The 21,652-nt window shown below is 59.5% G+C and carries 20 protein-coding genes; 9 read left to right on the forward strand and 11 right to left on the reverse strand.

The window, feature by feature from the left end:
- Positions 1 to 178: 178 nt before the first annotated feature.
- The 4 genes from glpQ to glpT form a co-directional block, all read right to left on the reverse strand.
- Positions 179 to 1,267: a glycerophosphodiester phosphodiesterase gene (gene glpQ, locus BN1139_RS05370; RefSeq protein WP_005350877.1), complete on the reverse strand. Its 1,089-nt coding sequence runs from the start codon at positions 1,265 to 1,267 to the stop codon at positions 179 to 181.
- Positions 1,268 to 1,373: 106 nt separating this feature from the next.
- On the reverse strand, positions 1,374 to 2,861 hold the full coding sequence (gene glpD, locus BN1139_RS05375) for a glycerol-3-phosphate dehydrogenase (protein WP_005350869.1): 1,488 nt from the start codon (positions 2,859 to 2,861) through the stop codon (positions 1,374 to 1,376).
- 310 nt (positions 2,862 to 3,171) lie between these two features.
- On the reverse strand, positions 3,172 to 3,930 hold the full coding sequence (locus BN1139_RS05380) for a DeoR/GlpR family transcriptional regulator (protein WP_005347045.1): 759 nt from the start codon (positions 3,928 to 3,930) through the stop codon (positions 3,172 to 3,174).
- A gap of 102 nt (positions 3,931 to 4,032) precedes the next feature.
- Positions 4,033 to 5,391 carry a glycerol-3-phosphate transporter gene (gene glpT / locus BN1139_RS05385; RefSeq protein WP_005337540.1) on the reverse strand — a complete coding sequence of 453 codons (1,359 nt, stop codon included), beginning with the start codon at positions 5,389 to 5,391 and terminating at the stop codon, positions 4,033 to 4,035.
- Positions 5,392 to 5,880: 489 nt separating this feature from the next.
- Here glpT and BN1139_RS05390 point away from each other — a divergent pair, with 489 nt between their 5' ends.
- The 4 genes from BN1139_RS05390 (at position 5,881) to BN1139_RS05405 (ending at position 10,914) form a co-directional block, all read left to right on the forward strand.
- Positions 5,881 to 6,729, forward strand: coding sequence for an MIP/aquaporin family protein (locus BN1139_RS05390; protein WP_005350866.1), 849 nt, complete (start codon positions 5,881 to 5,883; stop codon positions 6,727 to 6,729).
- Between the two features lie 54 nt (positions 6,730 to 6,783).
- On the forward strand, positions 6,784 to 8,286 hold the full coding sequence (glpK, locus tag BN1139_RS05395) for a glycerol kinase GlpK (protein WP_005337546.1): 1,503 nt from the start codon (positions 6,784 to 6,786) through the stop codon (positions 8,284 to 8,286).
- Between the two features lie 224 nt (positions 8,287 to 8,510).
- Complete coding sequence (locus tag BN1139_RS05400) at positions 8,511 to 10,487, forward strand: methyl-accepting chemotaxis protein (RefSeq protein WP_005350864.1); 1,977 nt, start codon at positions 8,511 to 8,513, stop codon at positions 10,485 to 10,487.
- A 193-nt stretch (positions 10,488 to 10,680) separates the two neighbouring features.
- Positions 10,681 to 10,914 (forward strand): hypothetical protein, encoded by a 234-nt coding sequence (locus BN1139_RS05405; RefSeq protein WP_005350863.1) that lies wholly within the window; start codon positions 10,681 to 10,683, stop codon positions 10,912 to 10,914.
- Between the two features lie 171 nt (positions 10,915 to 11,085).
- Here the strand turns inward: BN1139_RS05405 and BN1139_RS05410 are convergent, their stop codons facing one another.
- Positions 11,086 to 11,988, reverse strand: coding sequence for a LysR substrate-binding domain-containing protein (locus BN1139_RS05410; RefSeq protein WP_005350862.1), 903 nt, complete (start codon positions 11,986 to 11,988; stop codon positions 11,086 to 11,088).
- Positions 11,989 to 12,179: 191 nt separating this feature from the next.
- On the opposite strand from BN1139_RS05410, the gene BN1139_RS05415 reads away from it, so the two are divergent.
- From BN1139_RS05415 to dkgB, 3 genes are all read left to right on the forward strand, one after another.
- Positions 12,180 to 12,584, forward strand: coding sequence for a DUF6404 family protein (locus BN1139_RS05415; RefSeq protein ID WP_005350859.1), 405 nt, complete (start codon positions 12,180 to 12,182; stop codon positions 12,582 to 12,584).
- A 627-nt stretch (positions 12,585 to 13,211) separates the two neighbouring features.
- Positions 13,212 to 13,508, forward strand: a complete 297-nt coding sequence (locus tag BN1139_RS05425) for a putative quinol monooxygenase (RefSeq protein ID WP_005350857.1) — start codon at positions 13,212 to 13,214, stop codon at positions 13,506 to 13,508.
- A gap of 65 nt (positions 13,509 to 13,573) precedes the next feature.
- Positions 13,574 to 14,377, forward strand: a complete 804-nt coding sequence (gene dkgB / locus BN1139_RS05430; RefSeq protein ID WP_005350855.1) for a 2,5-didehydrogluconate reductase DkgB — start codon at positions 13,574 to 13,576, stop codon at positions 14,375 to 14,377.
- A 161-nt stretch (positions 14,378 to 14,538) separates the two neighbouring features.
- On the opposite strand, the gene BN1139_RS05435 is transcribed toward dkgB, so the two are convergent.
- Positions 14,539 to 15,549 (reverse strand): HAD family hydrolase, encoded by a 1,011-nt coding sequence (locus BN1139_RS05435; RefSeq protein ID WP_234898100.1) that lies wholly within the window; start codon positions 15,547 to 15,549, stop codon positions 14,539 to 14,541.
- 340 nt (positions 15,550 to 15,889) lie between these two features.
- Between BN1139_RS05435 and BN1139_RS05440 the strand changes: the two genes are divergently transcribed.
- Positions 15,890 to 17,068, forward strand: coding sequence for an MFS transporter (locus BN1139_RS05440; protein ID WP_005350851.1), 1,179 nt, complete (start codon positions 15,890 to 15,892; stop codon positions 17,066 to 17,068).
- 155 nt (positions 17,069 to 17,223) lie between these two features.
- Complete coding sequence (locus BN1139_RS05445) at positions 17,224 to 17,895, forward strand: NAD(P)H-dependent oxidoreductase (protein WP_041980255.1); 672 nt, start codon at positions 17,224 to 17,226, stop codon at positions 17,893 to 17,895.
- 114 nt (positions 17,896 to 18,009) lie between these two features.
- Here the strand turns inward: BN1139_RS05445 and BN1139_RS05450 are convergent, their stop codons facing one another.
- From BN1139_RS05450 to BN1139_RS05470, 5 genes are read right to left on the reverse strand one after another with little or no spacing between them, the layout of a single operon-like run.
- Positions 18,010 to 18,618: an HvfX family Cu-binding RiPP maturation protein gene (locus tag BN1139_RS05450; RefSeq protein ID WP_005337566.1), complete on the reverse strand. Its 609-nt coding sequence runs from the start codon at positions 18,616 to 18,618 to the stop codon at positions 18,010 to 18,012.
- Positions 18,615 to 19,409 (reverse strand): HvfC family peptide modification chaperone, encoded by a 795-nt coding sequence (locus BN1139_RS05455; protein WP_005350847.1) that lies wholly within the window; start codon positions 19,407 to 19,409, stop codon positions 18,615 to 18,617. Before BN1139_RS05455 ends, BN1139_RS05450 begins: the two co-directional genes overlap by 4 nt.
- Positions 19,402 to 20,259 (reverse strand): MbnB/TglH/ChrH family RiPP precursor modification enzyme, encoded by an 858-nt coding sequence (locus BN1139_RS05460; RefSeq protein ID WP_005350846.1) that lies wholly within the window; start codon positions 20,257 to 20,259, stop codon positions 19,402 to 19,404. Before BN1139_RS05460 ends, BN1139_RS05455 begins: the two co-directional genes overlap by 8 nt.
- Complete coding sequence (locus BN1139_RS05465; RefSeq protein ID WP_005350845.1) at positions 20,247 to 20,576, reverse strand: hypothetical protein; 330 nt, start codon at positions 20,574 to 20,576, stop codon at positions 20,247 to 20,249. Before BN1139_RS05465 ends, BN1139_RS05460 begins: the two co-directional genes overlap by 13 nt.
- Positions 20,569 to 21,528: an MBL fold metallo-hydrolase gene (locus tag BN1139_RS05470; protein ID WP_005350844.1), complete on the reverse strand. Its 960-nt coding sequence runs from the start codon at positions 21,526 to 21,528 to the stop codon at positions 20,569 to 20,571. Before BN1139_RS05470 ends, BN1139_RS05465 begins: the two co-directional genes overlap by 8 nt.
- Between the last annotated feature and the right edge of the window lie 124 nt (positions 21,529 to 21,652).

The following is a 21,652-nucleotide window of genomic DNA, read 5'->3' on the forward strand; positions in this document are numbered from 1 at the left end:
GCTCTGCCGATTTCATGCCAGCGATCTGCTACGTAAAAACTGCGTAAAATGATGCAGATCCGGCACACCATGACGTGATCTGGCTATTTTCTGACAGGGCGCACACTCCCGTTACGGGAACCTGAAACAAAAAGCGAGGCCAATTGGCCTCGCTTTGCATTCAAATGGCGCCAGAGTGCTATTTAGCCGCCTCTTGATGGGCCTTGATGACGGCAACCGCCTTGTCGGGGAAGTCGCTGAACACCCCGTCCACATCGGCCTGATAGAGGAAGATGTTAAGGAGGTCGGTGAAGTCCTTGGCATAGGCCGGGATCTGCCCCTCATCCTGACGGAAGGTATAGGGGTGAACTTTCAGGCCCGCCGCATGGGCTTCTTTTACCATGCCGGTGAAGACCGGCTTGCCCAAAGTGCCAGGCTCGGTGACGATCATCGGCTTCCACGGGCCAATCCCTTCGGCATAGCTGGCGATGGTTTTCATCGCCCCCGGCTTGAACATCCAGTCATAGTTGTAGGGGGTCGCCTTGCCCTTGGCGTCGTAGACCATGGTCTCGTTCCAGTCGGTCTCGGCCATCAGCTGCACCAGTTTCAGATCCATACCCATGGCGGGCATCAGTTCGTTGTTGATGCGCTTGAGTTCATCGGCATCGAAGCACTGCAGATAGACCTTGTCATCCTTCCCGGTGTAGCCGTACTCCTTGAGCACCTTCAGCACCGCCTTGGAGATATCCTTGCCTTCGTGACGGAACAACCAGGGCGCCTTGATCTCCGGGTAGATGCCGATGTTCTTGCCGGTGCTCTTGTTGAGCCCCTGGATCATCTCGATCTCCTCCTGGAAGGTGTGGATCTTGAAGTCTGACTTCCAGAGCGGGAAACGGGCCGGATAGACCGGCACCTGCTTGCCATCCACCAGCTGGAACGGCTCGGTCATACGCAGGGAGCGCACCTCGTCCAGGGTGAAATCCACCACATAGTAACGGCCGTCCGGACGGGCACGGCCGGGGAAGCGCGCCGCCACATCGGTGATACCGTCGAGGAAGTGATCGTGCATCACCACCAGCTGGTCATCCTTGGTCATCACCAGATCCTGCTCCAGATAGTCAGCCCCCATGCCATAGGCCAGCGCCTTGGACTCCAGAGTATGCTCGGCCAGGTAGCCGGAAGCGCCACGGTGGGCGATAACCACCTTGCCTTCATCGGCAGCCAACACGGGTAATGAGAGGGATGCCCCAAGGCTCAAGGCGATGAGGGAAACGGCGAGTTTTTTCATATGTGATGCTCTTTATTATTGTGTGTAGGTAATTGTTCTATCAGAGGTTTGTTGCATATTTACGGTGGAAAGCGGTGGGCAGCAGCGCACTGCCCACCGTCACGCATCAGCTCGCCTTGCGCAGAGCCTGATGGTATTGGTCGAGCCAGATCTGCAGCATCTGCTGCTCTGACTCGTTCAGGCGCAGCCCCAGCTTGCTGCGGCGCCAGAGGATATCATCCAGTGAACAGGCCCACTCCCGCTCGATGAGATAACGCACTTCCGACTCGTACAGGCCACCACCAAAGTGAATGCCACGATCCTCTTTCAGCCAGAGACGGGCATGGGCGCCATAGGCCTCGGCAATGCGCAGGGCGCTGCGATCGTCGAGCCAGTCAAACTCCAGCGCAAAGGCGCGGGCCAGCTCGCGTACCGAGCAGTCAAACTCGCCGCCGGGCAGACGGCTGGTCGCCGTCCAGTCATCCCCCATCTGGCTGAACCAGGGCTTGAGCTTGTTGCAGGCAGCCTGCGCCAGCTTGCGATAGGTGGTGAGCTTGCCGCCAAACACAGACAAGAGCGGCGCACCGTCAGACTCGCCAGACAGTTCGAGGGTGTAGTCGCGGGTCACCGCCTGCGGCGAGTCTGACTCGTCATCACAGAGCGGGCGCACCCCGGCATAGGTCCAGATCACATCTTTCGGTGCAATTTGGCGAGTGAAGTGGGCGTTGACCACCTTGCACAGGTAGGTAATTTCGGCCTCGCTGATCTTCGCTTCCCGCGGGCTGCCGTGGTGCTCCACATCGGTGGTGCCGATAAGGGAGTAGTCCTGCTGATAAGGGATGACGAAGACGATGCGATTGTCTTCGTTTTGCAGGATATAGGCCTCTTCGCGCTCATGGATGCGCGGCACTATCATGTGGCTGCCTTTAATAAGGCGAATGCCGCGGGGGGATTTCTCGTGCAGGCTCTCGTCATAGAAGGTCTTGACCCAGGGGCCCGCTGCATTGACCAGACCACGGCAGGTGACGGTGAACTGCTCGCCCCCTTCCCGCTCCAAAGTGAGCGTCCAGTGTTTGGAACCGCGCACCGCCTTGATGCAGCGAGTGCGGGTCTGAACGTCGGCCCCCTTGTCACGGGCCATCATGGCGTTGAGCACCACCAGCCGGGCATCGTCGACCCAGGCGTCCGAGTATTCAAACCCCTTATTGATCCCTGCGGTTAACCCATCTTGCGGCAGGAAGCGCACGCCACAGCTCCCCTTTAGCTTGTCGCGCTTGGCCAGATTGTCATAGAGGAACAGACCGGCACGGATCATCCAGGCCGGACGCAGGTGCGGGCGGTGCGGCAGGCGAAAACGCATGGGACGGGCGATGTGAGGCGCCATACCGAGCAGCACCTCCCGCTCCGCCAATGCCTCTTTCACCAGCCGGAATTCGTAATGCTCGAGATAGCGCAAACCGCCGTGGATCAGCTTGCTGGAGTTGGACGAGGTGGCAGAGGCGAGATCTTGCGCCTCAAACAGGGCAACCTTCAGACCCCGTCCTGCCGCATCGGCTGCGATGCCGACCCCGTTGATGCCGCCACCGACGACGACCAGATCATAATGTTCGCTCATGTTCACCTACTTTCATTTTTATGATTGCTATAACAGCAACGTTTGATTTCGCTCATTTTAGAACATGAAAATACAACAAACGAACATTTTATGGTGAAAGTGTGATCGCCACAGCCCGCCAGAGGTGGCAAAGGGGACAGGTCAGCTGAGCAAATGGCGTCGGGCCGAAATCAGCGGGTTACTAGCCAAAAAAACCAGATTGAATAGTGGTTTTGGCAATACCCATAAAGGGGTGAGATGACGCAGGAACGGGAGAGAGAAAGGAGGCCGCCCTGACGGGCGACCGGCACAGCCTGGGCGTGTTTCGCCGTCAGCAGATGTGGCAGGCGATCTGGTGTTGCGCCATCAATCGCGTCAGCTTTTCCGGTGGCTCCTGATCGGTAAAGAGGGCGTGGATCTGGCTGAGATTGCCCAGATTGACCATGGCATTGCGACCGAACTTGGTGTGGTCGGCGGCCAGGAACACCTGACGGGAGTGAGCGATGATGGCCTGGGCAATCTTCACCTCGTGATAGTCGAAATCGAGCAGGGAGCCGTCGTTGTCGATCCCCGAAATCCCGATGACACCATAGTCCATGCGAAACTGACCGATAAAGTCGCGGGTCGCCTCCCCCACGATGCCGCCATCGCGGTTGCGGATCTCGCCACCGGCAATGATGACGGTGAAGTCATCCTTGGCCGTCAAAATGCTGGCCACGTTGAGGTTGTTGGTGACGATGCGCAGCTCACGGTGATCGAGCAGGGCGCGGGCGATCGCCTCGGTGGTGGTGCCTATGTCGATAAAGAGCGATGAGCCGTCGGGAATATTGGCCGCTACCTCGCGGGCGATGCGCTCTTTCTCCTTGAGTTGCATCACTTTACGGGCGCTGTAGGCGGTATTGACGGTACTCGAATGCAGGGAGGCACCGCCGTGATGGCGCCGGATCTTGTTCTGTTCGGCGAGATCGTTCAGATCCCGGCGGATGGTCTGGGGGCTGACGTCAAAGTGGGTCACCAGATCGTCGGTCGAGACAAATCCCTGCCGCGTCAGGACGTCCAGGATCTCCAGATGTCGTTGGGTTTGCTTCACGCTTGCACTCCGATGATGAGACAAAAAAAGGCCCCGGCAGATGCGGGGCCTTTTGGCAGTTTACCTGATCCCCTTTGGGATCAATAAGCTGAGGATCACGTTTTATGCCTTATGGGCAGCCGCTTTCTTGGCCGCAACGGCAATGTTCTCATGCTTGAGGGTCATCGCCAGCAGGATGATGGAGAGCACGCAGGAGACAGTCAGCACCATGAAGCCGCCATCCCAACCGAAGTGGTCAACGGTATAACCCAGCATGGCGTTGGCTGCCACGGCGCCGCCCAGATAACCGAACAGACCGGTGAAACCTGCCGCAGTACCGGCTGCTTTCTTCGGTGCCAGCTCAAGAGCATAGAGGCCGATCAGCATGACAGGGCCGTAGATCAGGAAGCCGATAGCCACCAGCGCCATCATGTCGATGGTCGGGTTGCCGGCCGGGTTGAACCAGTAAACCAGCACAGCCAGGGTCACCAGCACCATGAACAGGATACCGGCCGGGGCACGGCGGCCCTGGAACATCTTGTCAGAGATCCAGCCACACAGCAGGGTACCCGGAATACCGGCCCACTCGTAGAGGAAGTAAGCCCAGGAGGAGTTGTCGACGGTGAAGTGCTTGGCCTCTTTCAGGTAGGTTGGCGCCCAGTCCAGCACACCGTAACGAATGAGGTAAACGAAAGCGTTGGCGATCGCGATGTACCACAGCAGTTTGTTGTGCAGCACGTACTTGACGAAGATCTCCTTGGCGGAGAACTCCTGCTCGTGGCTCTCGTTGTAATCCTTCGGATAGTCGTTCTTGTACTCCTCGATGGGAGGCAGACCGACCGATTGCGGGGTATCACGCATCACGAAGAAGGCGATCACCGCGATGGCGGCCGCCGCTGCCGCAGGCACATAAAAGGCGCTGCGCCAGTCGTTGAACCAGCCCATCCCGAGGATAAACAGCGGGCCAATCATGCCGCCGCCCACGTTGTGCGCCACGTTCCAGACCGCAACCACTTCGCCGCGCTCTTTCTGTGACCACCAGTGCACCATGGTGCGACCGCAGGGCGGCCAGCCCATGCCCTGTGCCCAGCCGTTCAGGAACAACAGCACAAACATGATGGCAATGCTGGAGGTGGCCCAGTGCATGGTACCCATCATGAACATGATGGCAGCCGAGAGCAGCAGACCGGCGGAGAGGAAGTAACGGGCATTGGAACGGTCGGAGACGTTCCCCATCAGGAACTTGGACAAACCGTAAGCGATGGAGACCCCGGAGAGCGCGAAACCGAGATCACCACGAGAGAAGCCCTGCTCGATCAGATAGGGCATCGCCAGACTGAAGTTTTTCCGTACCAGATAGTAGCCGGCGTAACCGAAGAAGATCCCGAAAAACACCTGCCAACGCATGCGTTTGTAGAAGGGGTCGACCTTGTCAGCCGGGAGCCTGTCGATGTGCGCCGCAGGCCTGAAGAGACTAAGCATGTTCTGCTTCCTTATTGTTGTTATGGGCGGTTGAGGATGCCCTGACCATTCCAACGAATCATGTGAGTCCACTAATTCGTAAGCGAGCCTATTGTGCTCATATGCGCTCATTTAATCTGTGATGCATGCTCAAATATTGCAGTTTTATTACAAATAAAAGCTCCAAATGAGAAATCACTCAGCAAGCGCCAACCCTTGTGTGGCAAGGGTTGCAAGCTACCCCCTAAGTGGTAACTGGCGGTTATCAAGATGCTTTACGTCACATTTTCTTAGCAATGAGTGGGATCTTGTCCACATTTCCTATGGAGGGGGGATGGTGAAATTATTGGGAAGGGTTATTTTCTGTCACGACCGATAACGAGCGCAAACGAGCATAACGTTTGCGCAAGACGCAAAAACAACAAGGAAACGTTTTCGGCGGCAACGGATAGACACAAAAAGATAAAACGGAACATCAAACCTCTACGGGTGGATATAAGGAACAAAAGTATGAGCATACAAAGACCCAATACCCTGCTTGGCGAGTGCATCGCCGAGTTTATCGGAACCGGCCTGCTGATATTTTTCGGCGTCGGATGTGTGGCGGCACTGGTGCTGGCAGGCGCCAACTTCGGGCAGTGGGAAATCTCCATTACCTGGGGTCTGGGTGTGGCCATCGCCATCTATGTGACCGGCGGCATTTCAGGTGCTCACCTGAACCCTGCTGTAACCCTGGCGCTGATGACCTTCTGCGGGTTCGACAAGCGCAAGGTGGTGCCCTACATCATCGCCCAGATGGCCGGTGCCTTCTGCTTCGCGGCCCTTGTCTATTTCCTTTATGGTAACCTTTTCACCCAGTGGGAAGTGACCCATAACGTGGTGCGCGGCAGCGTCGAGAGCCTCGGCACCGCTGGGATCTTCTCCACCTACCCCAATGCCCTGCTGACCAACATGCAAGCCTTCGCCGTCGAGCTGGTAATCACCGCCGTCCTGATGCTGGGCATCATGGCGCTGGGTGACAACAACAACGGCGCTCCCAAAGGTTTCGCAGCCGCTCTGCTGATCGGTATCCTGATCGCGGTGATTGGTGCCTCCCTTGGCCCGTTAACCGGTTTTGCCATGAACCCGGCCCGTGACTTTGGTCCGAAACTGTTCGCGTTCTTTGCTGGCTGGGGTGATGTTGCCCTGACCGGTGGTCGTGACAACCCCTACTTCTGGGTTCCGATCCTTGGCCCCATCGTTGGCGCCCAGATTGGTACCGCTCTGTATGTCAAAGTGCTGGCTCCCTGCGTCCCGGGCAACCGTGTCGTCACCACCGAGCAAGCGACCCAAACCGCCAAAGAAGAGGCTGCCGCATAAGAGCGGCCCCCTCCAACGTATAAAAACGTGGAAAATAGAAACGTGGAGAACATCATGTCTGCTGAAAAGAAATATGTCGTCGCTCTGGACCAGGGAACCACCTCTTCCCGCGCCATCGTGTTTGATCAGGATGCCAACATTGTCGGTACCTCCCAGCGCGAATTCACCCAGCACTACCCGAAAGCGGGCTGGGTAGAGCACGACCCGATGGAGATCTGGGCGACCCAATCCTCCGTCTTTACCGAAGTGCTGGCCAAGACCGGCCTTCGCAGCGAAGAGATCGCCGCCATCGGTATCACCAACCAGCGTGAAACCACCGTTGTCTGGGAAAAGGCCACCGGTAAGCCCATCTACAACGCCATCGTCTGGCAGTGCCGCCGCACCGCCGCCATCTGCGAAGAGCTCAAAGCTCGCGGTCTGGAAGAGTACGTTCGCGAGAACACAGGTCTGGTGCTGGATGCCTACTTCTCCGGTACCAAGGTGAAGTGGATCCTCGACAACGTGGAAGGTGCCCGCGAGAAGGCGATGAACGGCGAGCTGCTGTTCGGCACCATCGACACCTGGCTGGTCTGGAAAATGACCAATGGCGAAGTACACGTCACCGACCCGACCAACGCCTCCCGTACCATGCTCTACAACATCCGCGAGCTGAAGTGGGACGAGAAGATGCTGGACGAGCTGGGCATCCCCATGTCCATGCTGCCGGAAGTGAAACCCTCTTCCGAAGTGTACGGCTACACCACCCGTGGCGGCGGCTCCCGCATCCCCATCGCCGGTATCGCCGGTGACCAGCAATCTGCCCTGTTCGGCCAGCTCTGCTTTGAAAAAGGGATGGCCAAGAACACCTACGGTACCGGCTGCTTCATGCTGATGAACACCGGCACCGAGCCGGTTCGCTCCAGCAACGGCCTGCTGACTACCGTTGCCATCGGCCCGAAAGGGGAAGTGAACTACGCGCTGGAAGGTGCGGTATTCATGGGCGGCGCCACCATCCAGTGGTTGCGTGACGAGCTGAAGATCATCCACGATGCCCGCGATACCGACTACTTCGCCTCCAAGGTGGGCGATACCAACGGCGTCTATCTGGTACCGGCCTTCGTCGGTCTGGGCGCGCCCTACTGGGATCCGTATGCTCGCGGCACCATGGTCGGTCTGACCCGTGGTGCCAACCGCAACCACATCATCCGTGCTGCGCTGGAATCCATCGCCTATCAGAGCCGCGATGTGCTGGATGCGATGCAGCAGGACTCCGGCATCAAGCTGGCAGCCCTCAAGGTAGACGGCGGCGCCGTAGCCAACGACTTCCTGATGCAGTTCCAGGCTGACATGATGCACACCCCGGTGGTGCGTCCGACCCGCATCGAGACCACCGCCATGGGCGCCGCCTTCCTGGCGGGTCTGGCAGTCGGCTTCTGGAAGAGCTCGGACGAGCTGGAAGATAAGTTCAGCGTTGACCGCGAGTTCATCCCGCAGATGGACAGAGACGATCGCGCCAAACGTTACAGCGGCTGGCAGAAAGCGGTTGAGCGTTCACGCCGTTGGGCTGAAGAGGATTGATCGGGCACCCGATATTCCGTTGAGATAAACCCCAGAGAGGCCGACCGCAATGTCGGCCTCTCTTTTTTGCTTTCCCTTGCCGGTTTCTGCCCCCTTCCCGCTCATTGCTCCCTCCTGTTTTTCTGCCACCCTCTGTTGTCACCATCCGCCACAACACAATTGAGTTCTCTATCTATAATCATCATCTGGGTCGCATATGCGACCTTATTTATGAGGAGAGCGATATGGAGAGGGCGATACACCGTTTTACACTGCACTCACTCTGGTCAGGGCTCGGGATCCGCACCCGGATCCTCGCTGGCGTGGCGATACTGATGGCCATCGCCATCAGCTGCATCACCTTGATCCTCGAGCAGATATCCCACAGTCAGGCCCAGCAGCGGGTCGAACGTTACGAGCTGCCAAGCAGCGTGGATCGCATTGCCAACCAGCTGACAGCCCAGCTTATCCAGCACCTGACCGAGGCGCAGGCGCTGGCCAGCAACCGTTTTGTCATAGACTGGCTGACCACTGGCATGCCAGAGCAAGAGTGGCCCGCCATGGAGCGTTACTTTCAGGATCTGCAACGGCGTATCGGCGGCAACGTCTTTATCGCACCCCGCCAGAGCAACACCCTGATCAACTTCAGCGGCGGCCCCACCGCCCAGAAATCGCTGAGCGAATCAGACCCGAAAGATGGGTGGTTTTTCGGCTTTCTCAAACGCAGCAAACCCTATGAGCTGAACCTCGACATCTCGGATTTTGACAAGCGCGCCTCCCTCTATATCAACACCGCCGTCACCCACGAGGGCAAGACCCTGGCGGTGGCAGGCACCTCCATCGACATGAGCGCCCTGAGCAAGCTCATCAGCGGCTACCGGATCGGCAAGAGCGGTCAGGTCTATCTGGCGGATATGGAGGGCGATATCGAGATCCACCCCGAGCAGGAGGTGGAAGGGGCCGCCCACCACCAGCAATCCTTCCTCGATACCGTCAAGCGGCTTATTCCCAATGCCCGGGAACAGGTGGCCGTAGAGGCGCTAACGCTGGAGGGGCAAACCTACCTCATCGCGGTGCGTTACATCCCCACCCTCAACCGGCTGCTGATTGGCGAGATCAACAGCGCCGAGCTGGAAGAGGGCCTGCAGGAATCCCGCCAGCTGATCATCATGGTGTCGCTCGCCATCGGCGGGATCGCCATGCTGGCCTCCGCCTGGCTGGCTCACTCCATCAGTCGCCCCATTCGTCAGGCTGCCGATGGCATGCACCACATCACTGCCGATCGGGATCTGGCGACCCGCCTCGACTTCTCTGACGAGTCGGAGCTGGGCATGATGGCCCATAGTTTCAATCAGCTGATCCAGAGCCTGAACCAGAGCTTCTCCCGCTTCCAGCAGTCAGGCAGCGCCCTCTCAGCGCAGTCGTCCCAATCCATGCAGCAGGCCCAGGCACTGGCAGGAGAAGCGTGCCAGCAGGCCCAGAGCATTCAGGAGCTGACCACTGTGGTCACCACCATCGGCGACAACGCCGAGCAGATCGCCAGCCGCTCTGAAGGGGTCAACGACGTAACCCAACGCATCGCCAACCATATGCTCAGCATCGAGCAGGATGTGACCCAGAGCGCCGCGCAACTCGACACCTTGCGCAGCAGCATCGGCAGCTCCTCGGCCCTGCTAGATGAGGTGGTGAAAGACAGCAACAACATCACCCAGATCATGAACCTCATCCGCGATGTCTCAAACCAGACCAACCTGCTGGCCCTCAATGCGGCCATCGAAGCGGCCCGGGCGGGGGATATGGGACGGGGTTTTGCGGTGGTGGCCGACGAGGTACGGCAACTGGCGGTGCGTACCCAGACCGCCACCAAGGATGTGCAGGATCTTATCTTGCGCCTGCAGGAGGGAACCCGGCAGGCCAGCAGCTCGATGGCAGACTCCCGCAACCTGAGCGAAGAGGGATACAACCGGATGAATCAGGCCAGAGAGGTACTGGTTGATGCCACCAGCCAGATCAACCAGACCGCCCTCGAGATCAACGAGATCAGCGCGCTGGCGCAGGCGCAGAATCAACAGATGGGGCAAGCCAGAACGGCGCTCGACGAATTGGCCATGGTGGCCGAACACCAGCGGGAACACGCGCAGGAGAGTAATGCAGCCAGCCGCGAACTGTTCGAACTGGCCAAGGCCATCGACGAGCAGATCCGCCAATACCGGATTGGCTAGACCCGGCGCTTCCCTCTCTCCCTCTCAATAACCAAGACGCCACCACAGGGTGGCGTTTTCATTTTGCAAATCATTTTGCCTGCACTCTCGAAACGGGAATGACGACAAAACTCGCAAGATATTGATAATTAACATGAAAAAATGTGGAACGGCCATTGCTTAGTGATATCAGACTCAACAGAGGGATATCGCCATGAAACCGACCACCACTCAAGCGCCCGTAGCTCACGTCGCCACTCCAAAAGAGACACTGACCCCCCGCGAAGGCACCTTCCTGATGATGGTGGCCCAACTGGTGGTGCTCACCTGCATCGTACTGGCCGCCACCATCGGCGGCCTCTCCTGGCAGTGGACCCTGCTGCTGGCCATTCCGCCGGTGATCGGCGGCGCCCTGCTCAGCCGGGTATGGGGCAAACTGCCACGGTAACTGCGCTTCACCTCACACACCTTCCCGAACCGACGGCCGACCCTCAAGTCGGCCGTCTGTTTATCTGCCGCCAGGCTAATGCTGATTGACCCCAACGAATGAGCGGCTTGTTTTTCGTTAAGCAAACCGCAGCGACGAACCGTTCAAACAAACCGCACAAACCAACCTGTGCTAAAGGGTATGGCTGCCCAGCTGCTCTTTGAGAAAATCGAGCCAGACCCGCAGTCGGATATCCCGCTGGGCATCGGAGTAGAAGACTGCATTGATGGGGCGCGAGGCGCCGCTGTTACTGCGGGCCAGCACCTCCACCAGCGCGCCGCTCTCCCGATCCGGCCCGGTCATGAAATCCGACAGACAGACAATCCCCTGCCCCGCCAACGCCAGCTGACGCAAGGTTTCGCCGCTGCTGGCTCGCAGGCTGGGGGTAATGGCAAAGCGATCCCCCTGCTCGGCACTGAGCAGCGGCCAGTGGTTGAGGTGATCGGGATGCAAAAAGCCGAGCAGCTCGTGACCGCTCAGCAGATCCGCCGGTTGGCGCGGGGTGCCGCGCTCGCTCAAATAGCCGGGAGAGGCCAGCAGCCGCAGCCGCGAACGGCCAAGGGGCAGCGCGCGCAGGGAGGAGTCGGTCAGCTCGCCGATGCGGATGGCCATGTCCACCCGCCGCTCCATCAGATTGATAAAGCCCTCCGAGCTGTGCAGCTGTAGCTCGATGGCGGGGTAGCGGCGGCGAAACTCGCCGATGATCGGCACCAGCCGGTGCAGGATAAAGGGGGTGGCCGCATCGACTCTCAACACCCCTTCGGGTTGTTCCCGGCGCATAAGCAGATGCCCCTCCGCCTCGCTCATCTCGGTCAGGATCTTCACCGCCCGCTGATAGAACCAGCTCCCCTCCTCGGTCAGGCTGACCCGGCGGGTGGTGCGATTGAGCAGCACGGTGGAGAGCTTCTCCTCCAGCCGCTTGATACCGCGACTCACCACAGAGTTATCCATGCCGAGGTTCTCCGCCGCCTGGCGAAAACTGCCCGCCTCCACCACCGCCACAAACAGGGTCAGCTCATCAGAATGGGTCTTCATTGCTGTTATCCGGACAAGAGTAATGGGTCTTTATAGGCGCAGCCGCTGTGGATTGGCAAGCGTGCTCAGACAGACGATCTTGTTTTTCGAAGAGAAATAACCAGAGAGAATCACTATCTCTCACCCTGTTTAATCAGTAGAATGCGATCAAGAGGAACCGTATGAAACCTGATTATCAAGGAGATACATTAATGGAGTTTGAAGAACGGCTGGCTATTGCCCATCAACTACTGGCTGACAGCGGCCTCAAGGAATTTCACTACAATCCGTGGCTGTTCAAATTGCTGCGTAAACTCGGCGTCCCCGTCAAGCCGCCTTATTACGCGGGCTGGCTTACCAATTTCCTCTGTTCCGGCCTCTCTATTGCGCCGTTATGGGGTCTGATTATGTGGACATTCGTCTGGCATCCAGAGGGAAGGGATCTTTTATCAGCCCTGTTCAACACAGCCATGTTCGCTGGCGTATTTGGTCTTTTCACCTTAATTGGACTCTGGCTCAAGCGCCGGCAGCTTGGATTGACCCCATGGGAGCAGTTGGAGCACCAGCACATCAGTGAAGGCACAGAGAAGAAGGTTAAAGCTCCTGCTGCCGATTGAAACTGGGTGCAATACAGGCTCTGAAGAGCACACTTTCACAGACTCGGACTATCACCTTGCCAGATTTCGTTAAATTTTTTATCAGCTTTTCAATTAACTGCCTCATCCAAACCGCCATTGGCCTCTTGGTTCTCGCCTACAGGCTTTTCCGCCACCACAATGGCAACTGGCGCAGCTATCGACGAAGCTGGGATCCTCTCCCTCTATTTGCCTCCATTTTCCTTGGCATGGTGATCGCAAAAAAGCTACATCCGGCCATCATGGCAGCCTTGTAATGATTGGCCATAGCTTGGACGTTCATAGCCACAAATAATCAAGTAGTTCACTAGATGATCAAACAGTTGTGCCCTCACTGTGAGATAAGCACTGGATCAAAGCGTCCATACGGGCCAGTAATATCTCTTTGCGGGTTTTAGGTGGTTTGCCATTGAACGCGCAATCAGCGAAGGTGAGCTGGTGACTCATGCAGAAACAGGGGTGTTGACTACAAATTCAGACAATCATTCATAAAAATTTCTCACTACAGCTATTGCTGCTCTCCCCTCAATACTGTGTTGCGACCTGCGCCCTGTTTCCAGCAAGTCACGGCAGGCATACTGACCCTTCGTTTTTGCCAAGGAGGTTCAGATGTCATCACCCGTTATTGTGATTGCCCAGCTTGAAGCCAAACCCGAATTCGCCGCCCAGTTTCGCGCCGCCCTTGAGCCGCTGATTGCGGCCACCTTGCAAGAGGCGGGCTGCCAGCGCTATCAGCTGCATCAGGACTTGGACAATCCAAACAGCTGGATGCTCTACGAGGTGTGGGAGAGCAAAGCGGCCCTCACCGCCCATCAGGGTCAGCCCCACTTTACAGAATTTGTCGCCAAGGCCGAGCCCTGGTTTGCCAGCAGCACCATTCGCCGCTATCAGCCGCTGGGCGCCTGACTGGCCCCTGTGCCACTTTCCACTTAGCCCATCAAGGGCCAACCACCACCCCATTGAGGAACAAGATGATCAATATGCCACCCATGGGTCTGGGCACTTTCCGCCTGAAGGGCGAGCCGCTGCTTGCCACCCTGACCAACGGTCTGGAGCTGGGCTATCGCCATATCGATACCGCCCAGATCTATGACAATGAAGCCGAGGTCGGCGCCGTGCTGACCCGCAGTACTGTTGCCCGCCACGAGATCTACCTGACCACCAAGGTGTGGACCAGTGAGTTCGGCCCGGGCAAGCTGATCCCGAGCCTTGAGGTGAGCCTGGAGAAACTGGGCACCGACTATCTGGATCTGGCGCTGATCCACTGGCCCTCCCCCAAGGATGAGGTGCCGATGGCAGTCTATCTGGAGCAGTTGGCCGAGGCCAAGGCCCGGGGCCTGACCCGGGAGATCGGGGTCTCCAACTTCACCGTGGCCCAGCTCAAACAAGCTATCGAGATTTTGGGGCCGGGGGCCATCGCTCACCAGCAAATCGAAGTTCATCCCTTGCTGCAAAACCGCAAGGTGGTCGAGTTCTGCAAAGCCCAGGGTATCGCCGTCACCGCTTATATGCCGCTCGCCTATGGCAAGGTGCTGAGCGAGCCGCTGCTGATGGAGATTGGCCTGCGCCACGGGGTATCGGCGGCGCAGGTGTCGCTGGCCTGGCTGCTGGCGCAGGACATGACAGTGATCCCGAGCTCCACCAAGCGGGAGAATCAGGCCGCCAATCTGGCCGCCCTCGATATCACCTTGAGTAGCGAGGAGATGGCCGCCATCGCCACGCTGGATAGGGGCGAGCACTGCGCCAATCCCGACTTTGCCCCCGCGTGGGACTGACGCGAAAGGCGTGAGACTAACGCGAAAGAAAGGCTGGCTCGCCAGCAAGCCAAATTAAACAGGGAGAGCATCATGCTCTCCCTGTCTCTTTTCTTGCCTCACGCTTTGCAGCGCTTGCTGAACGTCCAGTTGCCATATTGATGCCAGATACAGCCCCGCAATCAGGGCGCGTTCTGACAAAGGGCGGGATCGAACACTTGCTTCCAGTCTGATTTCATATCGACCACCACCCAGCCCCGCGCTTTTGCCTGTGCCAGCCCGTCGATCAGCTTGCCGCTGGCTGGCGGATGGCTGTCGTAGGCGTATTCGCGCTTGGCATCGGTGTGGTGCACCAACAAACCAAAAGTGTGGTAATCCGGGTTGGTCGAGGTGTATTGCAGCATGGGCACGTCGCCATCGCTGTTACCAAAAGCGCCGACCGGACGCTGCCCCATAAAGAGGTGAATGGCGGCCGGTTTCGCCTTGCTGTCATCGAAATAGGCGCCGTTCATGGTCTTGCGGATCTCGCTGCCCTCCCCGGTCAGGGCAAACTCGCCGAGGGTAAAGGAGCCAATAACCTGCTGGGGCGGGATGCCATACATCTGCTCGGACATCACCCGCATAAAATCGACGCCGCCGCCGGAGACAATCCAGGTCTGGAAGCCATTATCCCGCAGATACCCCAGCAGTTGCTTCATCGGCAGATAACCGAGCTGATCGTAGTGGCAGCCAAAACGGGGATCCTTGCTGCTGTTGACCCAGCGAGTGACCCGCTCGGCAAACTCGGTGGTGGTCATGCCGCTGTGGCTCAGTCCCACCAGCTTGGCGAGCCCCTTCTCCCCCGATTTGGCCACGGCCTTGAGGTCGTTGTTCAGCACTGCCGCGACGATGGGGTCGGCCTTCCACTCCGGGTGTTCCGGCGCCAGGCGCTTGATCTCGTCCATCGCAAACTGCAGCTGATAGGTCATGGGCGCTTCCGGCCAGAGGGTGCCGTCATTGTCAAACACCACATGGCGCTTCTCTGGCGGAATAAAAGTGGCCTGCTGCTGATCGGTGGCATTGGTTACCCAGCGGGTGATCGCCTGCTTGGCCGCCGTGTCATTCCAGGCAGAGAGGGGATCGCTCTGGCCGGCCTGTACCGCAAAGGCGCCGCACAGCAGCAAAAGAGAGGAGAGTCGATTCAATGTCATCATGTTACCTGTCAGCTGGATATTGTCTGTCGATGAAAACGCACGGCCATCACACCACCGGCGCACATGGGTTCAACACACTCGGGTTTCACAGGGAAAATCCTATGGCGGCCAGCTTGTACTGGAGCTTAAGCAAGCTCAGAAAAGGAGCAGCGTTCATCCCGTTCTGCGAGGCAGATCACTGCGTTGCGCTCACGCAGCGGGCAACACAACCCCCTCCTCCCCATCGTCATTGCTGCTGATTTGGCAAAAGTAATTTGTTGTCACCGTCATTTTTGCCAACAAAACCCATCGGCATACTGGCGCCATTCTCCCGTCGGGAGCCCCTAACCAAGGAGTTGTTATGCCACTGGCGTTATTTGCCCTTACCCTGAGTGCCTTTGCGATAGGCACCACCGAATTTGTGATTGTGGGGCTTATCCCCACCATCGCAGAGCAGCTCAATGTCTCGCTCCCCTCGGCGGGCCTGCTGGTCAGCCTCTATGCCCTTGGGGTGGCCATCGGCGCCCCCGTGCTCACGGCGCTCACCGGCAAGGTGCCGCGCAAGTGGCTGCTGGTAGGGCTGATGGCGCTCTTTACCGCCGGCAACCTGCTGGCCTGGCAGGCCCCCGGTTACGAGAGCCTGATTGTGGCCCGCATCCTGACCGGATTGGCGCACGGGGTCTTCTTCTCGGTGGGCAGCACCATCGCCACGGGTCTTGTGGCCAAAGAGAAGGCGGCGAGCGCCATCGCCATCATGTTCAGCGGCCTCACCGTGGCACTGGTAACCGGCGTACCGCTCGGCACCTGGATTGGTCAGGTCTTTGGCTGGCGTGAAACCTTTCTGGTGGTGAGCCTACTCGGCCTCATCGCCATGGTGGGGAGCCTGCTGCTGATCCCGAACAACCTGCCCAAGGGGGCAGCCTCGACCATCCGCGAGCAACTCTCGGTACTGACCAAGAAGCCGCTGCTGCTGGTCTACGCCAAAACCGCCCTCGGTTATGGCGGCGCCTTCACGGCGTTTACCTTCCTCGCCCCCATCCTGCAGCAGGTGAGCGGCTTTAGCGCCGGTGCGGTGAGCCTGATCCTGCTGGTGTACGGGGTATCGGTTGCCGTCGGCAATATCTGGGGCGGCAAGCTGGCCGACAAGATGGGCCCATTGCCGGCGCTGAAGCTGCTGTTTGCCGGTCTGGCGCTGGTGCTGCTGGCCCTCACCTTCACCGCCCCCCATCCGGTGCTGGCCGTGCTCACCGTGCTGGTGTGGGGCGCCTTTGCCTTCGGCAACGTGCCGGGTTTGCAGGTACTGGTGGTGAAACAAGCCGAACTGCACACCCCCAAGGCGGTGGATGTGGCATCGGGCCTCAATATTGCCGCCTTCAACGTCGGCATTGCGCTGGGATCTGTGGTTGGTGGCTTGGTGGTTGAGCACCTCGGCCTGATGCACACCCCCTGGATCGGCGCCCTTATCGTGCTGCTGGCCTACGGACTGACACATGTCAGCGAGCGCCGCGAAGCCCTCCGGCTCGCCGCCTGTCAGGCATAAGCTGCGCCAGCAGGCGTCACGCAAGGGCGTGGCGCCTGCTGCAATCGGCGCGGCAGACTTCTATGCTGTGACACAGCGTTAACCCGGCAACCATTTCAGCAACTGTTTCAGTAACCAAGCCTGTCACCCTCGCATCGTTTGCCACGGAGTCTGTTATGAAGGTGCTTATCGTCTATGCCCATCCCGAACCCAAAAGTTTCAACAGTACCCTCTTCTGCCATGCCATCAGAACGCTGGAGCAGGCGGGCCACACAGTGATGACCAGCGATCTCTATGCCATGGGCTTTGATCCCGTCTCGGATCGACGCAACTTCACTGCCGCCAGCGATCCCGATTTTCTCAAGCTGCAACTCGAAGAGCTGGCTGCCACCGAGCAAGGTAGCTTTGCCCCGCAGCTGGAGCAGGAAATGCAAAAGCTGGAGGCGGCCGATCTGCTGATCTTCCAGTTCCCGCTCTGGTGGGTTGGCCTGCCCGCCATTCTCAAGGGGTGGGTGGATCGGGTCTTTGCCATGGGGCGGGTCTACGGTCAGGGCCATATCTACGAGAGCGGCAAGTTTCGCGGCAAGCGGGCCCTGCTGAGCCTGACTACCGGCGGCCCTGCCGAGACCTATCTGCCCGACGGCTTCAACGGCGATATCGACGGGGTGCTGCGCCCCATCCAGCGCGGGATCCTGCAATTTGTCGGCTTCGACGTGCTGCGCCCCCATATCTGCTATGCCCCGGTGCGGGTCTCGCAAGAAGAGCGGGAAGCCTGGCTCGCCCAGTGGGCCGAGCGCCTTGGCCAGATTGAGCAGGAGTCCCCCATCGCGGTCGGCCGCTACCAGTAACGGCTGACGCAGCTGACACTCTCCCCCACACAGCACAAAAACAGCGAGCGGCACCCGGCCGCTCGCTGTTTTTCACGCTCTGTCGTTATGGTTTTTGTTATCCGTTGGCGGGTCTTATGCCGCCTGTTGCACGCCTGCTTTGCCGGTCACGGCACGTTTGAGCCAGTAGTCGAGGCTGACGTAACGGCCCCCGCCGTAAACCAGCAGCACCAGCAGCATCACGAAGTAGGTAGCGGCAAACTCCATCCCGTTGTTGAGCATCACGGGATCCCCGAGCTCGGTGATGTAGTTGTAGCGACCGGGGAAGTTGGCGGCCAGCCACTCGATAAAGCCGTTGAGGCGCACAGTAGCCTCCATGCTGCCGGTGGCGATGGCATCCCAGCCGTGCTTCCAGTGCACCATGGCGCTCGCCACGCTCATCAGGAAGATGGTGGGAATGGCCATGATGCGGGTAAAGAGGCCAAGGGCAATGCAGATGCAGCCCAGCACCTCGGTGCCCGCCGCCAGAAAGGCGAGCAGGGTCGGGAACGGCAGGTTGAGCCCCCCTTCCGAGACTGGCGCACCAAACCAGGCGACCGTGCCGGCAAAGCCCATCACCTTGGAGTGGGCCCCCACATAGATGACCGGAATGAGATAGAGGCGAATGGCCAGCAGGGCCAGAAAATCGAGCCGCTTGCACTGGGCCACCGCCCGCTCGTACCACTGGATAAGGGTGTTGTTCATGGGAATTCTCCTTGGTGTTTGCTAAATGGGGGCAAGGGGGCGCCGGGCTGGCGCTCACCGACGGGCAGGATCAACAGACCCAGCCGGTGAAAATGGCGTGCCCACTCGCTCAGATCAAAGTCGCTGCGAACCTGTTGTACCTGTTGCAGGAACGCGGCTTGGGTGATCCCCGGCTGCTGTTGCAGCAACTGGATCAGCGCCACATCCCATTCGCGCAACCGCTGGGTCACCACCTGATGCTCCGGGCTGCGAAACAGGCCATAGAAGTGGTTGCCCTGCCGGGTCGGCACCACGCCGCTGCGACGAATGGCAAAGGGGAGTTCAAGCAGTTGCAGGGTAGGGTTGAGCACAAGCGAACTCTCCGGCGTCACCTCAACCCCCGATATAACTTGCGGCACTACCCCTTGGTCAATTTCGACACAGAGGCAGGCCCACTCGTACTCCAGCAGCGCCAACCGCTGCCTGGGCCAGTTGAGAGAGCCCTCGCCGTGGCGATGCTGCACATAGCGGACAAACTCGGTGGCGATATGGTGAAACTCGGGGGCCTCGGCGCCGTGCGCGATGACAAAGCCCTCCACCAGTTGCCACCTGTCCACCGACGCCCAGTGAGCGTGGGTGAGCGGAAAGGCACTCTCCAGCACCGACTCCACATTGGCGCGCACGCTGCGGGCATAGTGGCTGGCGATGCCATCCTGCGGCAGCCGCACCCGGCTCGCCAGCCAGGCGGTCTGCTGCTGCATCCGCTGCGGCGCCGTTTTGGGCGCAGTGATCAGTGATAACCGTCTATCCATAGCGCACCTCCCGCACCTGACTGTCAATCGCCTCGCAACAGGCGCCGTGCACCCGCGCCAGCTCGGCCTCCAGCTCTGCCAGCGGTGGCAGATGGTGATCCCGCTCCAGCAGCAGGGGGCGCAGGCCGTGGGTCTGAACCGTATAACGGGCCAGCGCCACCACCTCCTCGCACACCGGTTTGCCATGGGTATCCAGCAAGGTGCCATCCGCCTCTTCCAGATGACCTGCGATATGGAAATAGCGGATCGCACTGCCCGGCAGCCCGGCGATCATCCGCTTGGGGCAATAACCGTGGTTGCGGCTGTTCACAAAGACGTTGTTGATATCAAGCAACAGTTCGCAGCCGCTGCGCGCCACCAGCTCGGCGAGAAAATCCTCCTCCGGCATCTCATGGTCATAGCCGTGGTAGTAGGAGATATTTTCCAGCACCAGCGGGCGGGCCAGCGCCTCTTGCACCTGCGCGATCCGCTCGGCCAGATAGGGGATGTTCTCCCACTGCCGCGGCACCGGTAAGAGCTCGTAGAGATACCCCTGCTGGTCGCGGGAAAAGCTCAGGTGCTCGCTGTAGATCCCGATGCCGAACTCGTCCAGAAAGGTGCGGATCTGGCTGAGCAGGGTGCGATTGAGGGGCTGGCAATCGCCAAGGGAGAGGCTGAGGCCGTGGGCCACCAGCGGGTAACGCTCGGCCAGCTGATGCAGCTGCGCCCGCCTGACGCCGCCGATAGCCATCCAGTTCTCCGGCGCCAGCTCGAGAAAGTCGATGCCGGGGCGGACGGGGCCGGCGCAGAGCGCATCCAGATGCTCCTGACGCAGCCCGATCCCCCGACTGCGGGAGCTTATTGGCCGCATACCCCCTCCGTCATCTTGCTGCCCTTGCTGGATGTATTGCCATCAATCCCCTCGCCCGCCACGCCACACTTGCCATCGCGAGCGCGTACCAGCCGCCCCTGCGGATCACTGTCGATGGCCTGCTTTTCAAAGCGCTTCTCGGTGCCGCACTTGCCCGCCGCACACTTGCCGCCGTGCTGTTCGCTGGGGGCGGCCTTGACCGGCGCATCCCTCGGGGTGGCCGCCAGCGCCAGCCCCGGAGTGAGGGCAATCAGGCTGGTCATGGCGATGGAGAGGGTCAGTTTGCCGGTAGTTTTGTTGCTGCTTGAGTTACTCATGGGAGGACTCCTTGACGGATGAAACGGGGTAGCTGGAGAGATCGCGGGCGGCCACGATCTGGCCGTGGAACTGCTGTTTGACGATGGCCATCGCCTCTTTCTTGTGATTGAGACCAACCCCCATCCAGTGGTTGAGCACCAGCAGCTTGGGGTTCACCTCGGCGGCAATCTTGGCCACCACCGACGGCTTGGCGTGAAGCGAGGCGGAGACAGAGTCGGCCCCTTCGTGGATGGCGAGCGGCATCACCAGAATGTCGGCCCCCTTGGCAAACGGCACAAAGGCCGGGTTGCTGCCGTTCTGATCCGCCGAGATAACGATGGTTCCCTCGGCGCTCTCGATGCGATAGGCCAGACAGGGCACGTCACCGTGAGGAATGCCGAGCGCGGTGATGGTCAGCCCATCCTGCTGATAGACGGTGTGAGGCTGCGGGTTCTGGTAGGGCACATCGTGCAAGGTGATGGGGAAGAGGCCATCGGTGCCATCCTTGAAGCCGCTCAGGTAGGCATAAGCGCCCTTGTCCTTGTTGAAGAGGGCATCGAAGTAGCCGCTCATGCTGGGAAAGGCCGAGCCGGCCTCTGGCCCCGCCAGATCCAGCGGATCGCTGCGCTCGAAGAAATAGGCCCCCTTGAGCAGGGCGGGAAGGTCGGTCACATGGTCGGTGTGGAAGTGGGTGATGCCGATAAAATCGACCTCTTCGAGCTTGGCCCCCGCCTGGCCGAAGCGCAGGTAGACGCCGCCACCGGCATCGATCAGGATGCGGGATTTCCCCTTCCACCAGATCACCTCGCTGGAGGAGGCGCGCAGATCGTCGGAGATGGGGCCGCCACTGCCGAGCACCTGCAGGGTGAAGGTTTTATCCAGTGGCGTCAGTTGTACCGGTTCGGCACAGGCCGGGGCGACGGTGAGCGCGCACCCGATGGCCAGCGCCACCGCTTTCAATCTCTGTTTCATCACAATTACCTGTCGGTTGGTTGTCGGTTGAAAGTGTGTCGTTTGTGTCGTTTGTGTCGTTTAAAGAGGGGGAGAGAGGGGCCGATGGCGACGTGTGAACGCCAGCCACCGGCCGTGGCGGGGC

Origin of the sequence: Aeromonas veronii bv. veronii (genome assembly GCF_000820225.1) — a bacterium.
Lineage (GTDB): Bacteria > Pseudomonadota > Gammaproteobacteria > Enterobacterales > Aeromonadaceae > Aeromonas > Aeromonas veronii.

Coding starts and splice junctions, on each gene's coding strand:
- BN1139_RS05410 (WP_005350862.1), bottom strand. CDS start 11,988: ATGAAGACCCATTCTGATGAGCTGACCCTGTTTGTGGCGGTGGTGGAG.
- BN1139_RS05390 (WP_005350866.1), top strand. CDS start 5,881: ATGAGCATACAAAGACCCAATACCCTGCTTGGCGAGTGCATCGCCGAG.
- glpD (WP_005350869.1), bottom strand. CDS start 2,861: ATGAGCGAACATTATGATCTGGTCGTCGTCGGTGGCGGCATCAACGGG.
- BN1139_RS05440 (WP_005350851.1), top strand. CDS start 15,890: ATGCCACTGGCGTTATTTGCCCTTACCCTGAGTGCCTTTGCGATAGGC.
- dkgB (WP_005350855.1), top strand. CDS start 13,574: ATGATCAATATGCCACCCATGGGTCTGGGCACTTTCCGCCTGAAGGGC.
- glpQ (WP_005350877.1), bottom strand. CDS start 1,267: ATGAAAAAACTCGCCGTTTCCCTCATCGCCTTGAGCCTTGGGGCATCC.
- BN1139_RS05465 (WP_005350845.1), bottom strand. CDS start 20,576: ATGAGTAACTCAAGCAGCAACAAAACTACCGGCAAACTGACCCTCTCC.
- BN1139_RS05405 (WP_005350863.1), top strand. CDS start 10,681: ATGAAACCGACCACCACTCAAGCGCCCGTAGCTCACGTCGCCACTCCA.
- BN1139_RS05445 (WP_041980255.1), top strand. CDS start 17,224: ATGAAGGTGCTTATCGTCTATGCCCATCCCGAACCCAAAAGTTTCAAC.
- BN1139_RS05455 (WP_005350847.1), bottom strand. CDS start 19,409: ATGGATAGACGGTTATCACTGATCACTGCGCCCAAAACGGCGCCGCAG.
- BN1139_RS05400 (WP_005350864.1), top strand. CDS start 8,511: ATGGAGAGGGCGATACACCGTTTTACACTGCACTCACTCTGGTCAGGG.
- BN1139_RS05415 (WP_005350859.1), top strand. CDS start 12,180: ATGGAGTTTGAAGAACGGCTGGCTATTGCCCATCAACTACTGGCTGAC.
- glpK (WP_005337546.1), top strand. CDS start 6,784: ATGTCTGCTGAAAAGAAATATGTCGTCGCTCTGGACCAGGGAACCACC.
- BN1139_RS05450 (WP_005337566.1), bottom strand. CDS start 18,618: ATGAACAACACCCTTATCCAGTGGTACGAGCGGGCGGTGGCCCAGTGC.
- glpT (WP_005337540.1), bottom strand. CDS start 5,391: ATGCTTAGTCTCTTCAGGCCTGCGGCGCACATCGACAGGCTCCCGGCT.
- BN1139_RS05470 (WP_005350844.1), bottom strand. CDS start 21,528: ATGAAACAGAGATTGAAAGCGGTGGCGCTGGCCATCGGGTGCGCGCTC.
- BN1139_RS05425 (WP_005350857.1), top strand. CDS start 13,212: ATGTCATCACCCGTTATTGTGATTGCCCAGCTTGAAGCCAAACCCGAA.
- BN1139_RS05460 (WP_005350846.1), bottom strand. CDS start 20,259: ATGCGGCCAATAAGCTCCCGCAGTCGGGGGATCGGGCTGCGTCAGGAG.
- BN1139_RS05435 (WP_234898100.1), bottom strand. CDS start 15,549: ATGATGACATTGAATCGACTCTCCTCTCTTTTGCTGCTGTGCGGCGCC.